Source organism: Syntrophomonas erecta subsp. sporosyntropha (assembly GCF_055395365.1).
In genome coordinates, this window is sequence record NZ_AP042459.1 from 324856 (window position 1) to 344028 (window position 19173).

15 protein-coding genes and 1 tRNA gene are annotated in these 19173 nt (G+C 41.2%); 4 read left to right on the forward strand and 12 right to left on the reverse strand.

Going from position 1 to position 19173, the window contains the following annotated elements; genetic code table 11:
• Position 1 precedes the first annotated feature (1 nt).
• From ACZ5Q0_RS01510 to ACZ5Q0_RS01520, 3 genes are all read right to left on the reverse strand, one after another.
• On the reverse strand, positions 2 to 604 hold the full coding sequence (locus ACZ5Q0_RS01510; RefSeq protein WP_446819827.1) for a DUF445 domain-containing protein: 603 nt from the start codon (positions 602 to 604) through the stop codon (positions 2 to 4).
• Positions 605 to 757: 153 nt separating this feature from the next.
• A complete protein-coding gene (gene ytxC / locus ACZ5Q0_RS01515) occupies positions 758 to 1681 on the reverse strand; it encodes a sporulation protein YtxC (RefSeq protein ID WP_446819826.1) in 924 nt (307 codons plus the stop codon).
• Positions 1682 to 2055: 374 nt separating this feature from the next.
• A complete protein-coding gene (locus ACZ5Q0_RS01520; protein ID WP_446819824.1) occupies positions 2056 to 4179 on the reverse strand; it encodes a PdaC/SigV domain-containing protein in 2124 nt (707 codons plus the stop codon).
• A 439-nt stretch (positions 4180 to 4618) separates the two neighbouring features.
• Here ACZ5Q0_RS01520 and ACZ5Q0_RS01525 point away from each other — a divergent pair.
• Together ACZ5Q0_RS01525 and pdaB are read left to right on the forward strand one after the other, a co-directional pair.
• Positions 4619 to 4693: transfer RNA gene (locus ACZ5Q0_RS01525), tRNA-Val, on the forward strand.
• A 402-nt stretch (positions 4694 to 5095) separates the two neighbouring features.
• Positions 5096 to 5827, forward strand: coding sequence for a polysaccharide deacetylase family sporulation protein PdaB (pdaB, locus tag ACZ5Q0_RS01530; RefSeq protein ID WP_446819822.1), 732 nt, complete (start codon positions 5096 to 5098; stop codon positions 5825 to 5827).
• 219 nt (positions 5828 to 6046) lie between these two features.
• Here the strand turns inward: pdaB and ACZ5Q0_RS01535 are convergent, their stop codons facing one another.
• Positions 6047 to 7561 carry a DNA recombination protein RmuC gene (locus ACZ5Q0_RS01535; RefSeq protein WP_446819821.1) on the reverse strand — a complete coding sequence of 505 codons (1515 nt, stop codon included), beginning with the start codon at positions 7559 to 7561 and terminating at the stop codon, positions 6047 to 6049.
• A 585-nt stretch (positions 7562 to 8146) separates the two neighbouring features.
• On the opposite strand from ACZ5Q0_RS01535, the gene ACZ5Q0_RS01540 reads away from it, so the two are divergent.
• Complete coding sequence (locus ACZ5Q0_RS01540; RefSeq protein WP_446819819.1) at positions 8147 to 8392, forward strand: YgaP family membrane protein; 246 nt, start codon at positions 8147 to 8149, stop codon at positions 8390 to 8392.
• Positions 8393 to 8457: 65 nt separating this feature from the next.
• On the opposite strand, the gene ACZ5Q0_RS01545 is transcribed toward ACZ5Q0_RS01540, so the two are convergent.
• From ACZ5Q0_RS01545 to ACZ5Q0_RS01560, 4 genes are all read right to left on the reverse strand, one after another.
• On the reverse strand, positions 8458 to 8829 hold the full coding sequence (locus ACZ5Q0_RS01545; RefSeq protein ID WP_446819818.1) for a hypothetical protein: 372 nt from the start codon (positions 8827 to 8829) through the stop codon (positions 8458 to 8460).
• Positions 8830 to 8863: 34 nt separating this feature from the next.
• Positions 8864 to 9388, reverse strand: coding sequence for a thermonuclease family protein (locus tag ACZ5Q0_RS01550; protein WP_464827197.1), 525 nt, complete (start codon positions 9386 to 9388; stop codon positions 8864 to 8866).
• Between the two features lie 271 nt (positions 9389 to 9659).
• Positions 9660 to 10076 carry a hypothetical protein gene (locus ACZ5Q0_RS01555; RefSeq protein ID WP_446819816.1) on the reverse strand — a complete coding sequence of 139 codons (417 nt, stop codon included), beginning with the start codon at positions 10074 to 10076 and terminating at the stop codon, positions 9660 to 9662.
• Positions 10077 to 10727: 651 nt separating this feature from the next.
• Positions 10728 to 11009, reverse strand: coding sequence for a hypothetical protein (locus tag ACZ5Q0_RS01560; protein WP_446819815.1), 282 nt, complete (start codon positions 11007 to 11009; stop codon positions 10728 to 10730).
• 231 nt (positions 11010 to 11240) lie between these two features.
• Between ACZ5Q0_RS01560 and ACZ5Q0_RS01565 the strand changes: the two genes are divergently transcribed.
• A complete protein-coding gene (locus ACZ5Q0_RS01565; protein ID WP_446819814.1) occupies positions 11241 to 11474 on the forward strand; it encodes a hypothetical protein in 234 nt (77 codons plus the stop codon).
• 129 nt (positions 11475 to 11603) lie between these two features.
• On the opposite strand, the gene glmS is transcribed toward ACZ5Q0_RS01565, so the two are convergent.
• From glmS to ACZ5Q0_RS01585, 4 genes are all read right to left on the reverse strand, one after another.
• Complete coding sequence (gene glmS, locus ACZ5Q0_RS01570) at positions 11604 to 12752, reverse strand: glutamine--fructose-6-phosphate transaminase (isomerizing) (protein ID WP_464827198.1); 1149 nt, start codon at positions 12750 to 12752, stop codon at positions 11604 to 11606.
• A 359-nt stretch (positions 12753 to 13111) separates the two neighbouring features.
• Positions 13112 to 14467: a sodium-dependent transporter gene (locus tag ACZ5Q0_RS01575; RefSeq protein ID WP_446819813.1), complete on the reverse strand. Its 1356-nt coding sequence runs from the start codon at positions 14465 to 14467 to the stop codon at positions 13112 to 13114.
• 228 nt (positions 14468 to 14695) lie between these two features.
• Positions 14696 to 16900 carry a PepSY domain-containing protein gene (locus tag ACZ5Q0_RS01580; RefSeq protein ID WP_446819812.1) on the reverse strand — a complete coding sequence of 735 codons (2205 nt, stop codon included), beginning with the start codon at positions 16898 to 16900 and terminating at the stop codon, positions 14696 to 14698.
• Positions 16901 to 16942: 42 nt separating this feature from the next.
• Positions 16943 to 19168, reverse strand: a complete 2226-nt coding sequence (locus tag ACZ5Q0_RS01585) for a YcdB/YcdC domain-containing protein (protein WP_446819811.1) — start codon at positions 19166 to 19168, stop codon at positions 16943 to 16945.
• Positions 19169 to 19173: the final 5 nt, after the last annotated feature.

Consider the following 19173-nt stretch of genomic DNA (forward strand, 5'->3'; position numbering starts at 1 on the left):
TTCAGTGTATAGGAAACAATATCAGGATCCCCACCTGTATAATACCGATGATAAACCCCAATATACCACCCAATAACTCAATAAATCTCAATTCCGTTGAGGATACTCCCCGAATCATCTCCTCAAGCTGGTCTAAATCAAAGGCTCTAATCTTATCCTCGACTATTTTTTTCACCTGTATATCCTGTTTAAGATGTTCCCGCCCCGATTCTATAGTTTGGTTGATAATACCAGGAGCCTCCTGCCGGAGTGATTTTTCCATAGTATTCCTAATTAATTGTACCACTTTACCTGGCACTATGCGGGGTATCACGGCTTCGATTTTTTCACCTAATACAGTATTAAGGTTGTTCATTATCTTAGCCTGAATGGGCGGCGTATTTATATGATCTATAATTTCGTCCAGGGAAAGTAGCTGCTCTTCAACCAATTCTCCTATGCTAATAGCAATCTGTTCCTGGCGCTTAGGTAATAAACCGTGTAAGGTGAAAAAAAATAAGTTTACAGGCTTTTGGGGCCAAAATAAAAGTTTAATGGCCAGTATATTAGTAATATAGCCTATTAGAGCACTTATTACCGGTATAGCTATGAGCTGATAAAGCATATGACCACCTGTTTCATGATTACTTACTGAGCATATCAAATTTTGTTGGCGCTAGCAATAACTCGCCATTTTATTGGCCTTTAGCGAAAATACACCAGCAAAAAAGCCAGGAATTTATCCCTGGCTTAAAAATTTACAGTACCCCACCCTTATTTAATGATGCCGGGTATCTTTAGCATAAGGCCGACAGCGTTCACAACCATTACATATAGTAATTTTCTCCTTAAACACTTTTTTAATAGTTTCAACTGCCGTTGAAGTCATAATTTCCAGCACATTATGGAGAATTATTCTTCGTGGTGCAATAGTAATAAGGATGCTGATTAATATATCATCAAAATTAATTTCGTTTAAAAGCAGATCATCTAAATAATAACTCATGTATTTTTCTTCTATCTCAATGCCATTACCATCCCATAGATAGAAATCACCCTCATTACCCATCATAATATTAACTTCATAAATCTTAGGTATCTGGGTATCGACAAAATATCGTAACAGGGTTATAAAATCATTATACTCCTTTTCATTTATTAATTCTTCTACAGCCATTTCAACAGCAAACCTGACTTCAGTAAGATAATCAGGTAGTCGGAAATTTATAAATCCTTCTACGGTTATCCGTGAATTATGGTTTATGTGTTCAAAAGCCTTATGACAAATACGATTTTTCCGGCCGTAATTCATCAATAAATTTAAACTTTCATTATCATTAGAACGCCGTAAAAACTGACTGGCCTTATTAAAGATAATACTTTTTTCCCCAGCAGTTATATTTCTACAGCTACGTTGAATCTCTTTTTGAATTAATCTGGCTTCCCAATGATTTAAAATATGTTCGGCTAATAGTTCTGCTAACTGATGTTTAAAAATATGATTAATATCTTCGTCACGAAAAACTAAACCTGGTTTACTCCCTGCCAAAGCTAGAAAAAGCATATCTATACCCAGGTCTGGCCTTTTATCTTCATGAATTGAGATATGGTAACCCTGCTGCCGAATCCATTGAAAGCGCTCTTGCACCTCCATAATGGGTAAGCTATCGCTAATCGTAGTAATTTCAAATTCATAATTCATAGGTACAGCCTCCCAAACTCAATTAGGATAGTATATTATATGATGGCCGGTTTACCAATATTCAATGCCGATAATGCCAGGAAAACCTGGTATAAATCGAGATTAATAATAATTTTACCCCAAGCAGTAAAAAACTACCTATTTTTCGATACCGGGACAGGGGGACAGGTTTACTGTCCCACCCCACTGTCCCCATATTATCCATATTTAAACCAATGAACAGAGATGGAAAGGAGTAACTATCTCTACTATGCTAGTAACGTGTCCCGTACAGTAATATTTTTTGCAGATATGCCCAATAAAAAAGAATATTTTATGAGTAGATTATCATTTATCTGGTAGGCCAGAATATTTTGTGTAAAGTAGTTAACACCCTAAAGCAAAAATTCAGCGGGACCAATGTGGGACAGGTAACCTGTCCCCTTGTCCCCCTGTCCCACCAGCGGATTATTTTCTAAAATTTTTTCCACTTCTTCATATCCGGTCGGAAATGCGAAGTTGTAACGGGCAGGAAGGGCAAATACATATTTAGCATTACGGCCTAGCTCCTTTGCTGGAATAGGTGCTGCACCAACACTCAATTCTCTTTGCTGATGCAGATTCCATTGTTTATGGGTAAATACCATAATAGGAATATCCTGGCGCGGGTTTTGAGCCGTCCATTGCGGATGCCTTATAGAAATCAGCGGGCCGCTTTCTGCAGTAAGAGCACTTTGGGGATCAGTACCTTCCCACTTACCCGTTATAATCGAATAACCTTGCCAGCTCTCCGGTAAGGAAAAAGTAAAGCCATATTCACCATTTCTGTACATTGTTATATCGCTATTCTCATACGCAGTAATAAGCCAGCGATTTCCGATTTTTTCTACTTCCAGAGTAATTGGTCCCTTACCTGCTATACCGCCGTTTACCATCTCCACACTGGTCATTTTGATAATTTCGCCCTGAATCTGGTACCTGGAATTTGACAGTTTCTCAATACTTACAATTTCTATACGCTCCGGCCAGGGACTTGAAGCCCCCCTTCCCGGGACATTCTGAAGATCCCTCTGCCATTTTGCTAGAAGTGCAGGGGATACTAAATCGCCGTAATTTTCCTGTATACTATTTTTTACTATATCCGCAGGGGCTAGCAGGGAGACTTTTTTTAGTTTACTACCGAAGTCGGCAACCAGTTGTGCTACTACAGTCTCGTCACTGCTATCCTGGTTCTGAAAATTGGACGGCAGGGGAACTGAAAATGTTCTTATCCCCGCCGCGTAGGGAGCAATCTCATATTGTAAAAAGTACACGATAAGTTTCCCATTCTCCAGGCAAAAGTACTGATCCTCATTTATACCCTGGAATCCTTCTTCACCCTTAAAATACAGTTCTGGGTTAAGGTTAATCACGGACTGCACCCTGTCATTAATCATTTTCGTATAATTAAAATCGGGAGCAAATAGATCTTTTAATGCCAGTTCCTCCCCTGTATTTAAATTAAAATTATAGGCAACCCGTTCAGTCATACCATGAGCACCGCCGGTATAGGTGTAATAATCCACATAGAAACTTAATATATCTTCAGTAACATAGTATTGATTAAATCGGCTCACAATTTCATAGGTGTGGTAAGGCTCAGTTAAAATAAAGTCAGAATTAAGTTGAGCTTCTTTAGTTATAGCTTCCTGACGCTGCCGGGCATCCTTTTCCAGTAATTGGTTTAACCTAGTTTGTACCTGCTCATTCTGCAGACCGCTTACGACGGGAATATCAAGATCTATGTTTATAAGTTGGGATTCACTTTTCACTTCTTTGCTCTCCAGTTTAACGGCAGGATTAGGGTCAACCTCCCCAGGATTCATCTCCAGCAGGCTTACACACTGGTTTAAAACCCGGGCTAGTTCGGCCCACTTAATAGAGTCATAGGGACGGAAAAAATTACTATCCCCCTTCATAATACCGGTATTACTTACAAATACCGCAGCATTAACCTCTTCCCGGGTAAGATTTGCGGTATCTTTATATAAAGGCATTAACATGATCATCGGTACATTGATACCTTTAGCCTGAAAGGCATTGTAAATACTTGTGGCTACCTCAATCCTGCTGACCTCTTCTTCCCCCTTAAACATATCCTTCCGAGCAAATATGTGATTAATTGCTCCCCGAGCTACTGCCTCGCTGTACCATGCTCCTTCTTGCAAATCGTAAAAATAGTCGCTAGCCTCTGGCTCCCTAATAAACTGCATATTTCCATAGTCTAAATCAAAAGTCCGCTCTAAAACGGCTGCCAGTTGGAAACGGGTTACTTTTTCTTCCGGAGAAAATATTTTAAAGCCAAATTCATTTATTCCGGTACCCTGCATTAAACCCCGGTTATAGGCAGCTTCGATTTCACTTTCCGCCCAATGTCCCTGGGTATCAACAAAAGTACCGGACAATTCTTTAGCATTGGCCGTTCCACTCGGATACAACAGGAACAATGCCAGCATTAGATAACAAACCCTCTTTTTCATGATTTCACCCTGCCTTTCATAACTATACCTGTCTCCTATTTATACTTAATTATTACGATAAAGGAAAGCGGAACTTGCAATTAGAATAATAGGCGAACGGGACAGGGGGACAGGTTTACTGTCCCACCCCACTGTCCCCATATTATCCATATTTAAACCAATGAACAAAGATGGAAAGAAGTAACTATCTCTACTATGCTAGTAGCGTGTACCGTACAATAATATTTTTTGCGGATATGCCCAATAAAAAAGAATATTTTATGATAGATTATCATTTATCTGGTAGGCCATAATATTTTGTGTAAAGTAGTTAACACCCTAAGGCAAAAATTCAGCGGGACCAGCGTGGGACAGATAACCTGTCCCCCTGTCCCGAAACGGATATTTGTTTTTAGGAGTTGATTTTAGCCGGCAATGGCGGTATAATCATTTTGTAAATGGGCCGTTAACTCAGTGGGAGAGTGCTTCCTTGACGCGGAAGAAGTCATAAGTTCGAATCTTATACGGCCCACCATATAAAGCAAGCAACAGCGGGGGTTACAGGCCCCCGCTAATTAATTTCACGAGTCGAAACACGTGTAAATCTATATCTATAAAGTGCAAAAATAAAAACAAAATTCTTTACATAAAAAAAGCCGGCGGCTAAACCCGGCTTTTTTTACGTCCTTTTTCCGGTTCAGGTCCCCCCAAGTAGCTCCCCCGGCTAACACTTAAGCGCCCAGCAAACCTTGATAATATATCAGCCAACCTCCTTGCCCCTTTTTGTTTTGGCTAAAGATAGGCAGGCGGATAGATGAGAAATACGGCCCCTTATGACCTTGGTAATCAACTACCCCTGGCTACGGCAAACAGTCATAAAGGCGCCCCTAAGACCATAAATTATATAAATGTATGCAAACTGGGAGGGATATTTTTTATGCCAAAACTTTTTGGATTTTGCCAATTTCAAGCCAGGGTTAAATATACGATTATAGGGGTAATAACCATGGTAATGCTGGCTAGCAGTGTAATGTATGTGCAAGCATACATTAAATCAAAACCAGTTTATCAAGTAAAAACTGATCAAAAAATTGCTGCACTTACATTTGACATAAGCTGGGGTAATACTACCCCTATGCCGGTTATTGAAATACTTAAAGAAAATAATCTAAAATGTACGTTTTTTTTATCCGGTCCCTGGGTTAAGCAATACCCAGATATTGTGAAAAGGCTTAAAGCTGATGGTCATGAAATTGCGAGCCACGGGCACCGGCATATAAATCTTAGTACCTTAAGCAAAAATGAAATTAAAGAGGAAGTTAAAAAAGCTCACCAAAGTATTAAAGATACCTCAGGTGTCAATGCCAACCTTATCCGTACCCCTAATGGCGACTATAATAATCAGGTAATAGAAGCCATCCACGAATGCAACTATGAAGCCATACAATGGAGCGTTGATTCTCTCGATTGGATGAATCCGGGAGTTAATACCATCATCGAACGGGTAAGTAAAAAAGTCCATCCCGGGGCCATAATTCTTATGCACGCCAGTGATTCCTGCAAACAAACTACCGACGCATTACCCCAGGTTATAAAAGAACTTAAAAAACAAGGCTATAAACTGGTTACCGTCTCTGAATTACTCGAAGCTGGTGAGAAAGAAAACTAAAAATAATAGAAGCCATTTAAGGTTTCCTTAAATGGCTTCTATTATTCCTGTTCTTCTGGTTGGTAATCATCAACATGCTCGAGACCAATATCCTTAAGGATCTCGTCAATTAGCTTTTTATCCATTCCTAAAAATCCTCCCCCTTTTTTGTAGTCTTTATTAATTTATTCACCTTAGTTTATTTTATAACTAAACTTTCAAATAAGCTATAGCCATATTTTAGCAAGAATCGTCCTGATCATCACTCCCGGCAGCTAACCATTTTTCAGAGCTTAAATTACGTGGAATTTTATCGATTATTGGCAAAATTTCAATATCCTTGCCATTACTAGCCCCTAATTCTTTAAACTTTCGGGCCGATACCAGGACCCGGTGTTCAAAAGATCCCACTGCACGATTATAAGCCTCAATAGTCCGATCCAGGGCTCTGCGCATATCAGTAAAATAGTCGGCCATTACCCGGAGCCTGTCATAAAGGTTCTTCCCTAACTCACTTATTAATTCTGTATTCCGGTTTATTTTATCCTGTTTCCAGCCATAAGCTACCGTACGCAATAAAGCAATTAAAGTAGTAGGAGTAGCTATTATTACCTGCTGTTCTGCTCCGTATTCTATTAACGAAGGGTCCTTTTCCAACGCCGCACTAAAAAACGCTTCCCCGGGTAAAAATAACACCACAAATTCAGGGGCTGGTTTAAACTGACTCCAATAATTTTTACTACCTAACTGGTTAACATGGGTACGCACCTGGCGGGCATGATCCTGGAGTTTAGCCTGACGTACCGTTTCACTTTCAGCCTCCAAAGCATCTAAATAAGCCTGGAGCGGGGTTTTAGAATCTACCACCACCTGCTTTTGATTGGGAAACCTGATCACCATATCAGGTCGTAAACGCCCTTCCTCAGTGGTACGAGATTCTTGCTGGTAGAAGTCACAATATTCTAACATACCTGCCATTTCTACCACCCGTTTTAGTTGAATCTCCCCCCACCTTCCCCGTACACTAGGAGTGCGTAAGGCGCGCACCAGGTTTCCCGTTTCGTTTTGTAACTGCATTTGAGTAGTGGCCATCTGTTTTACCTGCTCAGTTAGGCTAGAATATGCTGAAGTCCGAGCCTTTTCCAGTTCTCTTATCTGTAAGTCCACCTTTTGTAGTGATTCCTTTAATGGTTGCATAACCTGGTAAATAGCCTGTTGACGCATCTTTAAATCCCCACGGGCATTTTCCTGATATTTTTCCAGGGTAGCAGTGGCTAAATCCAGAAAAGCCTGATTATTAGCCTGTAAAGCACGGGCTGACATAGCCTTAAATGCATCAGATAACTCGGTTTGCGCTTCCCTGATAAGGGCCAGTTTTTCCTCCCGGCCTTTAATCTCCTCTTCCAGACGGGTAGTAAGCTGCGCATTTTCTTCCCTTAAAATAGTAATTTGTTGTAAAAGCCTGGTAAGCTCCTGGTCTTTTGTTTCTAGCTGGCTTTCCAAATTAGACATAAACAATAGTTTTTGCTCAGCAGCACTTACTTTGAGATTGGCAGTCTCCAATTGGTTACGTAGGTTTCCTATCTCCTGCCCGGATGTTTCTAATTGTTCTTTTAATTCCGAAATATTTTGATCTTTGTAGGCTACCCTTTCACTGAGAATCACCTTCTGAGAGCGATTGCTTACCGCCCATATACCCGTAATAATCATTACCACTCCAGCAACAAGTATGTAAATCCACACGCTGTTGATCATATCCTACCTCCACAGATAAATCCCGTATTACATCCAGACCGGTTTTCTTACTACAAAGAAAGCCCCTTAAAAAACCACCTGTAGTCGCAATAATATCCTGCAGCAAGCAGAGCAGGGGTATTTATAAAACTTATGCATTAAAATGCATTCACAAATAACATCATCTAACCCTATTACAAGGAAATTATGTTGATTAATTTTAGTACTTAATTTAGCCTAACAACTTAATCTAACTCCTCCCTCTTTTGACCATATATAATAAATTGCTATGCCCTAATATATCCAGCTTATAGAAAGATATTGTTGGCCGGGCATATTCCTTATTGTGGTTAATAGAAGGCCTTTAAGAACCTATTTCGATTAATAATAAATTCGCCTTATATATTTAATAAAGCATTTTAAACCCCTCTATCTTGTCAATGTTTGTGAAAGATAATACAATCACATTAAAGGAGGACTCTGGTACCAATGCATAAGGTTGTTTTCCAGTCCAGATTAGTGTATGATCGGCAGCTATTGGTGATTTATTAATACATAGTCTACAGGATTGACTCCCATACTATTAAAGAAAATCTGAAATGAGGGATGATATTGCTAAGCCGTGATGGAGTTATTGCCAGGTATATTTTAGCCTTTTGTTTCTTTTTTCTATCTGGATCAGAGCTCATAACCGGAAATCTGGCCACCTTAAGTGGAATTTTAGGAACAGTTGAGTTGGCTACAGCTTTACTGAGGTATTCACCTGTGTATGAAATTTTCGCCTTAAATAAACAAAAAACTAAGTTACATCGATCTGTTAGCAACTATAACCCCGCGCTCCGTCAGAGGTAGCCTTTATAAAAAGGTAGGCAGACCTGAACCACCCGTCAGGTCTGTCTGCTTTTTTATCCTGCTATCTATTTAAGTTTAACCCATTTAGTGGCAGTCTTTTCATAAACCGTAAACTGATTTTCGGGTAGGGTAATTCCCTCCCAGCTATCTTCACTTTTCCACTTCAAGCCTTTATTATCCTGCTTTTCATCTATCCGGTACTTATACACTATTCGCTGACCTTTTTCTATCCTGGTCAGATAAAAAATGTCGCCCTTAGATAAAAAATCACTCATTAAATACAAACGAGATCCTGGCAGAGCACTATCAAAACCCTTTAATATCTCCCGGTGGCTCAAAGTTTCCTGAAAGTTTATGGAGGAGCTGTTTCCGCTGCTCAATAGATATACTGCTATTACCCCTGCCATAATAAACCATAGCCATCTGCGTTTAAACATCCTTTTCCCCCTTAAGTATATCTAGTCAACACATTTACGGATTACATAGCGAGCAAGGCTTATAGTTAGCTTTTAACAACTCGTCTCGGGATTCTACCTTCTTCTGATTAGCAGGATTCATACGCGCTACTGCGGAACAGTCCGGAAGATGAAATACCCTACTATTCATATTGGCCACAAAATAGCGGCTAGAATGGCTTTTTCCCGCCTTTTCCCCAGTCTTTTCTCCGGTACTTTCCTGAGCAGTATCCGGGTTTAGTCCCCACAATCCCCGGTTTTCTTCCCGGGCCTGTTGCTCTAGTTGAAGAAATCTATCAGCATATTTTACATTAGGAGGAATGGTCATAATCCGGGCATAACCCTCGGATACAAGAGCCTCATTAACCATTTTCCCATCATAGTACACATAAGCCAGCAAACGACCGTAGCGGTCACGTTCCTGAACATCCCATTCTAAGATCACTTTTTTCCCCTCTAGTAAATTTTTGGTGTAATCAGAAGCTTCCTTTCCAAAGGGTTCCACTCCTTTTTGGGGATGTTTAGTCTCCGGGGTATCCACCCCGATTAAACGTACTCTTTCTTCTTTACCTTGATAATCAATTACCAGAGTGTCCCATCCACAACCCGTACTACCGTATAGCCTATATCCGGGTTGCTAACTGTATTCTCATTACGATCGGCATCTCCTGGGGAGGCACTACACCCTGAAAATAGAATTAAAAATATTACTAAAACAAAAACCTTAGCATTCTTATGTATAATTTGAATTACAACCACTCCCCTTACACAAAAAAACCCGGGAAGCTCCCGGGTCAATTTTATGCTACTAACTACTCTAGTTTATCCAGCATCTCCATTACCATATCAAAGAAATAGGTAATATCCTCTTTGTCACCTACGCCTGCCTTAAAACCGATTTCCGGGAAACGACCCTCACTGCTAATTTTAACATTAACAACATACATGGACCGATCGATTTCCTCTTCCAGGCTTTCCGCGTCTATGTCATCCCATTCGTCTTCCATAGATAAGTCCTCATCCTGGTCATATGATCTGGTATATGGTAAACCTTCCGAAGTTTCATATACAGGGTCATGATTATCAATAATCTGCGATACAATCCACATAATATCCGATGTACTTATTTCCAATTCATTACTAAGCTGCATTATTTCATTAGCAACCGGAGTAATCTTAAGTAGATCGGATAAATTTACTGGATCCCCTTTCCCCCATCTCTTCTTCATAACATCACCTCCGCATATTTACCACAAAAACAGGACTACGATTCAACCAGGTGATTGTTTGTGGGTGCTACGCTAGATTTACCAGAAAAAGTAGCACATTTAATTCTACTCTCCTTACTCTGATTATATGTGAACAGGGTAATAAAAAACAATTAAATTACATGGTATTAATCTACAACAAGTAATGTAAGTTTTCCCAGCTAACTATAGTAGCCATCATTATCCGTTCATATGGAATGAAATTATAACACGAAGGTTCTAACCATGCAATACCTGCTAAAGATATTACAATACCATTATGCTAAAATCCAGTACCTATTTATTCAAGTATCTAAAATCCATGGTCTGCCGTTTTAAACCTGATTCCCCAGCAAAAAAATACCTAGATATTTCGGCTCCACTATTGGTATGAAACTATATCAGTTTGTATTGAGCTATAAGGGTACCAGGTTATTTCATCCGAATTAACCAATAGCTAACACTGGTACGACCATGTAGGTACTGCCCGATTGCGACATCTATGTCACTGACCTTTCCTAGGCAGTGCCTGGACAGGATATTGCACTACTTTCGAAACCTCAAACGAGCTAGTTTACCGATTTTCATAGCTGGATAAGACCTTTAAAATATTTAAAAGAGCAGGAACACATCCTACTCTTTTAATAAACGGGCCCGAACCTCAGCCCTGACTCTTTCCACATCGGGTTTTACCTGTCGGCGTAAACCTAGACGGTTTTCTTTGATAAAATTCTCCAGATCAACGGTTTGCATCCTCAGATCATGACGTCCCACTCGTATACTTAGACAATCATTACCCTGCAGGTAAAAAATAAAATCTGCTTTTAGCTTTTGCCCATTCACCTCAAATACGGCATCACCATTAGCCTTGTTACGGTCAGTAAGCCGAAAATTTTCTATCCCAATCAGCCTCATAACCAGCCCCCTCTCCCGATCATCCTATTTACTTTCGTATGCTTAGCGGATCTTCACTCCCGCCAGTTACCACTGTACTTCTATATTAATTGTATTAAACCTTCTTTCCATAAAAATGAAAGTATAACAAACGATCTAAAGTAACTTTATCCTATAAGTAAAACTGCATAACCGGCCTAATGGACGGAGATGCTAACTTAAACCATCCATTTTCATAAGGAGGAAAGGAACATGCAAAAAATAGCCTTAGTTTATGATAACCAGCATTTAAGTGATCGTTATACTATAATTTTTGAATCCGGAGATGCCCTGGCCTTGTCTGAAAACCCAGAGATGCCGGAGGGATTTGCCCGGTGGATAATTGTAGATAATTACGATGAAAATCAATTAGGACAAAAAATCCACTTTAACTCTCTGCCCCAAAATGTGCAGCAGTATGTAAATAGCTACGTAAGCAGCAGCTAGTTGTACCACACGAAGCTTTGATCATATACTACCCGGCCGGCAACCCATTTAAAATGACCCAACCCGGATAATTAAGACCGGATTGGGTCGCATGATTCCTTAAGTATTCCTAGATAAGTACCTGATTTCCTATTCGACAGTTACAGCTTTAGTTAAGTTACGAGGTTTATCCACATTATTGCCCCGGCTAACCGCCATGTAATAAGCAAATAACTGTAAAGGCACCACAGTAGCAATGGGAGCCAGTAAAGGATTTACATTGGGTATAGATATAATCTCATCACAATCCCGACATTTTTCCCGGAGATTTTCTGTGCAGATAGCGATAATGACCCCTCCCCGGTCCTTAACCTCTTTAATATTCGCTATAGACCTTTCTACTAAAGCCTCCTGAGTAATAGCAGTCAACACTGGTACCCCTTCAGTTATTAAAGCAATCGGGCCATGTTTTAATTCTCCGGTAGGATACGCTTCAGCATGGATATAGGAAGTTTCTTTTAGTTTCAACGCCCCCTCCATGGCTACCGCCGCATCAAATCCCCGGCCTAAGAAAAAAGTGTTTTCTACCTGATGATAGCGCCCGGCTATATCTTCTATTAGCGGTGCTTGTTTTAAAGCTGTCTCTATATGAGAATCCATATTAAGAAGATCCTGCCCCATTTGCTGTAGTTCCTGTTCATCCCAGGTTCCCCTGGATTGTGCTATATAAAAGGCTAACATATACATAATGGCCAGTTGGCAGGTATAGGCTTTGGTAGAAGCAATTGAAACCTCCGGTCCAGCCTGAGTATAAATAACCTGATCAGCTTCACAGGCAATAGTACTATCAATTACATTAGTCACCGCCAGTATCTTAATTCCATAGCGCTTAGCTTCCCGCATAGCTGCCAGGGTATCGGCCGTTTCGCCTGATTGGCTAATAACGATCATCAGTTCATGGGGACCCCAGGGAATATCCCGATAACAAAATTCAGAAGCTATATCGATTTCCACCGGAATCCGCGCCAGTTTTTCAATAGCCCGCCGTCCTATTAATCCGGCATGATAGGCAGTGCCACAACCAACGATGTAGATTTTTTTTACCCCGGCAAAAAGATCCTCAATCCTCAGGTCAGAAAAATCAACCCGTCCATCTCGCATATACCCTTGCAGCGTTCGGCGTAAAGCCTCCGGCTGTTCATAGATTTCTTTTAGCATAAAATGATCATAACCATCTTTTCCCATTAATACCGGGCTCATTTCAAACACCTCTTTCGTCACCGAAAATTCTTTATTCAACAGAATGTTAGTAAATTAATGCAAGCCTCCATAATAATACTTATTTTTTTAATATCTCTATATTTAATATATTGGAGAGGATGCAAAATCGTTAAACTGTAGAATAATTTGTGTAATAATTCCGAGCCACAACAAGACCGGCCACATAAACCGGGAGGTACTTGCCGCAGTTCTATTAAATATTAGCACTGTTTTAAATCTATTACAGCAACTTTTCTTACTTTAAATAGGACCGCTGAAACCTGGTAGGCCACTTTGTAATCCATCAAGACTCTTAAATATGCATTAAAAGTTGGCCAGGTTTCTTAAACCAAATTGGCCTGGAATTTGTCATAAAAGGTAAATTCATAATACAGCAATTACAACAATCCTAAAGCATTGATAAATATTAATAGGATTAAAATTGGAGCTACAAACTTAATTAAAAAGGACCAAACCGGAGCCAGCTCGAACTCTAGGGTATTATCATTACTGATCTCTTTTACCGCATTATCAACTCCCCATACCCAACCAATAAGGATACAAAGCAAAAATCCGCTTAATGGCAGGATAATATTACTGGATAGATAATCAAGACTATCAAAGAAATTCATTCCCGGTAAGAAATGAACATCGGCCCATACCCCCATCGACAAGGAAGCAGGAATAGCGAAAATAAATATCACTATTGCAGCCAAAACCGTAGCTTTGCGCCGGTTAAACTTGGTTTCATCAATCAAAAAACTAACAATAACTTCCAGCATAGACATGGTCGAAGTTAAGGCGGCAAACAAAACTAGTAAAAAGAAAACAATAGCCAGTAACCTTCCTAAAGGCATTTGCCCAAATACCGCCGGGAGTGTAACGAACATTAAACCCGGCCCCGCATCCGGTTGTAGCCCGAAAGCAAAAACAGCCGGTAATATAGCCAGACCAGCTAGGATTGCAACTAGGCTATCGGCCATAGGAATTACTACACTGCTATTGGCTATATTAGATTGTTTATCCAGGTAACTACCATAAGTAATCATGATTCCCATACCTAGACTTAATGAGTAAAACACCTGCCCCATAGCAGTAAGAATACCCTCACCCGTGATTTGGTTCAAGTTAGGGACCAGGAAATAGGATAATCCTGCACCAGCACCAGGTAAAGTAATAGAACGAATTGCCAGTATAACTACAAATATAAATAAGGCCGGCATCATAAATTTACTCGCCTTCTCAATACCGCTACTTACCCCCCAGTACACGATAATCGTAGTAATTATTAAAAAAACAGCTGTATATATAACCGGGGCCACCGTAGAACTGGTAAAAGCAGTAAACACTTGATTGGCAGAAGCCGGATCAGCACTATGAAGTAGACCAAAACAGTAGCCGACAAAATACTTTAATACCCAACCACCTACAACACTGTAATAAAACATAATAATGACGGAGGCAAATATCGCCATTCCACCTACCCAGGCCCATTTCTTTTTGATGGTTCGATAAGCCCCGAGGGGGTTAAGTTGAGTATGTCGTCCCAGAGTCAGCTCGCCCAGGGTCATTGTACAACCCAAAACAACAACAATTAGTAAATATAATAGCAAAAACACCCCGCCACCATATTTACCGGCGATATAAGGAAATCTCCAAAGATTGCCCAATCCCACCGCAGAACCGATGGTAGCCATAAGAAAACCCGCCCTGGTAACCCACTGGTCCCGGACGGGATAAGAACTGTTATCCATTGCCATTACCCCTTTTGTATATTATTATAAGAATCCTAGCATAACTACATCTATAACTACTTTATAAAATTTTACAAAAATTGATCGCTTATGACAAGGTGTTTTATGTTTTACCTCCTTTTAGAGCATTCTATAAATCAGTTCGCTGGTCGAGCTGTGGAATCTAGGAATATCGACTATTAATGCGGTGTTTTTTTGGAAACAGCCTTGTTTGAAATATTAAATATCCTATTGCTTTACCTGACTTACAGCAATTTGGCCGGTACTTGCTGCCAAATCAGACCACTTAACCCCTTTATCAGGGTGAAAATAGCCTTCTTTATCAGCCCCCACTACATTTAAGCCATACGCTAATCCTACAAAATTTGATTTTGATGGAGTAATTTTGCTGGCATCACGAAAAGGTACTGCTACGGAAATTTTATTGCTGGCTATTTCTTCGTACCCTAGTGCTTTAACCACCCATTCGGCCCACTCTTCCCTACTAATCCCTTGCTCTGCCTTTACTAAATCCCCGTCGGGAATAATTCCTCTTTTTACTGCCAGTTTGAAAGTAAGCAAATCTGGATCGTTTTCATCAATATCAGGTATATGAAGCTGCACATCATCAGCCCGGGCATACATCCGGCGAGGATTAGTAGCCGCAATCAATGCCTTCAGGGCTTCACGCCGGGTTACTGGATTCACGAACTGACGGTCAAGTAGCAATCCGTTTTCCGCCAAGAGGGAAAGAGCTGGATCAGCAGTCTGTAACGTTAATTTTGTCACGTCCGGCTTATTAACCATTAAGCGATCAAACACCTCTCCGGTTACCGCATTTAACCTCTGAAAAGCCGGGATCCGGTAAACTAGTATAGCCCCTTTAGCAGGCGTACCCTCATCCCAGGGAAAAGCATAGACTAATTCCAAAGGAAAGCGATCTTTAAATATTTGCCGGGCCCTTTTCTCATCCAGTAACTTGACAGCAGACATAGACTTAACCGGGTGCCAATCAACCTGGTATTCCACCACCTTACCACTGTTACCATCAATAACCACTATGATGTCATCATTTTCCAGAGGAATTCCATTTAAAAGACGGGTAAAACGGAAATAGTAACGGCCTTCTGGTTCTCCTATTACCTGCCAATTTTTATTCAGAACAATCTGGTCGGCATTCTTAGGATGGTATTTTTCTATGACAGCCCGGGCCCTGGTTAGGGCCTGTTCGTAAGTCAAAGGTTCCCCCTTAACTGGATTAAGACGACCATGATAGCTAAAACCTTTTATCATCCCCGAATAAGCATCAATCATAACACTCAAATCCTGTCTTATATTATCCGGGGTATTCTCCAGACTGAAATACCAATATTCGTCCTGACCATCGGGGCCTCTTCCACCACCACTTTTGCGAACTTCACCTTTCAGACCCTGGGAATGAAAAAACTCCTGGGCCGTGCTACGGGCTTCATCATATGAAATTAAATTTCTAGATTGATTATCACTAAGCACCGCTCCAGAATTTATCATATTAAATGTCTGATTATAAATACGGCTATCAGCAGGATTTATAATCTGTCCCCGGGAATCTAGCCAATTACCGCTCCGAGCATCTACAAACAAAGCCGTAGTATTCAATTGGTATATTAATTGTAATTGATCACCAAATCTTAAATGAGTGGAAAAACGGGTATAAGCCAAAAATAGACCGATCTCATCGAGCAGGTCATCCATAATTTTATCTGCCGCTATAACCTTGCTGACCTCCGGTAATTCCATATCATGCCAGCAATAATTATAACTGGTCACCAAGCCACTATAAGCATCTACCCCCACCCTTACCGAGTCCCAGTCAACCAGAATACTATTGTTTAACCGCTGCCAGGTAAAAGAATAATATGTGTGGTAACCTTCTCCCGGAATTAGCCCCTCCTGACTGGTTGGATTAAGGGTTAACTGGCTAATTTTGTCCGGCAGCATTTTCCTCACAAATTCGCCCGCTATCCGGCCCGCCTGTTCCCGGGTTAAACTCACCTTTTTCCCGCGATAAAAACCTAAATCTGGACGGTAATGAAAGCCGGTTATTTCACCGGTAATGGCATCAACTACTCCCCCTAGCAATTCCTGTGCATCATTGTATTCCGGCCAAAAATCCCCATATCCCTTCAGGTTAATCCTCCAGGAGGGATGCCCATTGATATCTTCATCCTGAAATTCAACAGTAAAATTTTTTCCCTGGCACAAACTGGGGAAAACCTGGCTAAAGATTTTTACCGCCTGATCTTCAGTCAACAACTCCAACCCACCCTCACTGGTAGAGTTCAGGTCATTTAGACCTACTGTTGTCATCGCCGGTTTAACCTCACCCGGAGGCTGTTCACCAGCATAAGCCGGTACAACCTGTAAGATTAGTAAGGTGACCAGGAAAGCAGCCCCTATTCTTATTCTCATCATTGTAATCATCCTCCCGGTTTTTGTTTATCCCCCTTTAATCAGCTAATTTCCTTGCGTAGCCAGACGAGGAGCCATGCGTGTTACCACCTGGGCTAATTCAGCCAGGCTGGTGGCTTCCCGGGGACGAAAGCAATTATTTGCGTCATTTTCCATGATCCCCAGTCCTAGCAGCACTGCCACATAGTTTCTCTTATCTGGCGCAACTTGCTCAACATCACTGGCTATTAACTGTATAGAATTTCGCATCCGTCCTACTTCGTCATAACCCAGGGTTTTTGTAATCCATACGGCTAACTCCTGGCGGGAAATTGGTTCATCTAACCCCAGCCAGCCTTGCGCGGGTATTATCCCCCTGTGTACGGCTGTTTTAACCACCCCCATATCCGGATCTTCCCTGGCCACATCAACAAATGGTAGGTTCATATCCTCTGGAGTGTTTATATAGCGCCACTGTTGATTAGAGACTACTACCAGGGATTTTAAGGCTTGGCGTCTGGTAACTGGTGCTTCTGGTTGATTAGCTAAATCGGGGGGAACTAGATTGTTTTCCTGAATCAGGGACAGGGGACCAGTTAAGGAATGTTTAACCAAGGACGGCATATTTTCTGACATCATTCCATAACGATCCCCAGTTTTGCCGGTAATGGCATTAACCTCAGCCTGAAGGGGAATCTTGTAAACTACTCTGAATTCACCTATGGGAATAAATTCCCTATTACGATCTTTTAAGTAGATTAACTCCAGGGGGAATTCAGTTTGCAGCCTATTCCAGGCCTGACTGGCGGGAATTAAAGAATCAATCGATTGGTACTGCACCGGATGCCAATGTTCGCTATAACGAGTTACTGAACCACTATAACGGTCAATCGTTACAAATATTTGATCGCGATCCAGTGGCAACCCATTCATCAGGCGGATAAAACGGAAAGTATAGTTATCCGGCTCTGCCCGGCTGATATTGGGTTCACGGCCTAACACCAGCAAACTCGCTTTATCCGGGCTGTAGGTATTAATAGCTTCCCAGGCTACCTCCCGCGCCTGATCATAGTTGAGATCTGCCTGGTTTTCCGATCTAATATTATTCTGGCAGCTAAACCCTTTTACCTTGCCGGTGTAATCATCGACCTCAACATCTATTGGTATATACGGCTCTCCCGCTTTTGTTTTTAGGCTATATGAGGTATATTCTTCCCGAAATCCAGGTCCACCGCCACTTCCTCTCCCGGTGATCTGTACTTCACCTGTATAACCAAGCCGGGCCAAAAACTGGCGGGCCGCCTGTTTAGATTCCTCAGGGGAAGCTTTGGTATTAATAGCTGGTTCAGCTACTTGCTCCAATCTGGACAAAATGGTAAAACCTGAATCGTAAATCTTACCTTTACCGGGTGAAATCTCCATTCCCATATGATCCAGTAGCTTACCAGTATCGGCATCAATATAAGCTGCCACGGTATTTAACTTGTAATAAGGATTAATTTCTCCACTGGTATAATCACTTTTTAATTCTGGAAAATAACCCAAGTACAAACCTGCTTCCTCCTGCAAAATCCGGCTAACCTGGTCCATAGAAATAACTTTTTCCGGTGGATCTAACTTTTCGTCCTGCCAAACACATTCATAGCGGGTTACCATACCAGTATAGGCATCGATACCTACCTGGACCAGGTCTCCCTCCACCTTTATACCGTTTTCCATTCTGCCCCAGTTAAACATATAACAGTTTTGGAAACGCAGTCCAACATAGGGAAAACTACTCCGCTCTGCCCGCAACTTAAGATGATTGACCCGGTCCGGTATCATGGTATGCAAAAAGCTTTGTGCGATCTGGGCCGCATCATCCCTGGTGATGCTTACCTCCCTGCCCTGGTAAAAGTCCGCTCCCGGCTGGTAGAATAGCTCAGTAATCTCACCAGTCAAGATATTTACCTGTCCCCTTAACTGTTCATTAGTTCCAAACAAGCGCTCACTGCCTTGACTGTAAATTTTCCACTGCGCTTTCCCATTCCTATCCTGGGTTAACTCTGCTTTTAGATCTTTACCCTGACAAAAAACCGGGAACTTAGTCTGAAATATTTCCATGGCCCTTTGTTCGTCAATGCTTTCCTTCCCGCTAATTACATCAGGTAAAACACTAAACTGCGACTCTCCCCTTGTTGATAAGGGTTCACTAACATCCTGTGTTACTTCACTTATCCCGCTGACACCGGATGGTAACCCCATCATAATCATTAACGTAATCAAAACCAGCGCATACTTCTTAATTTTCACCCTAT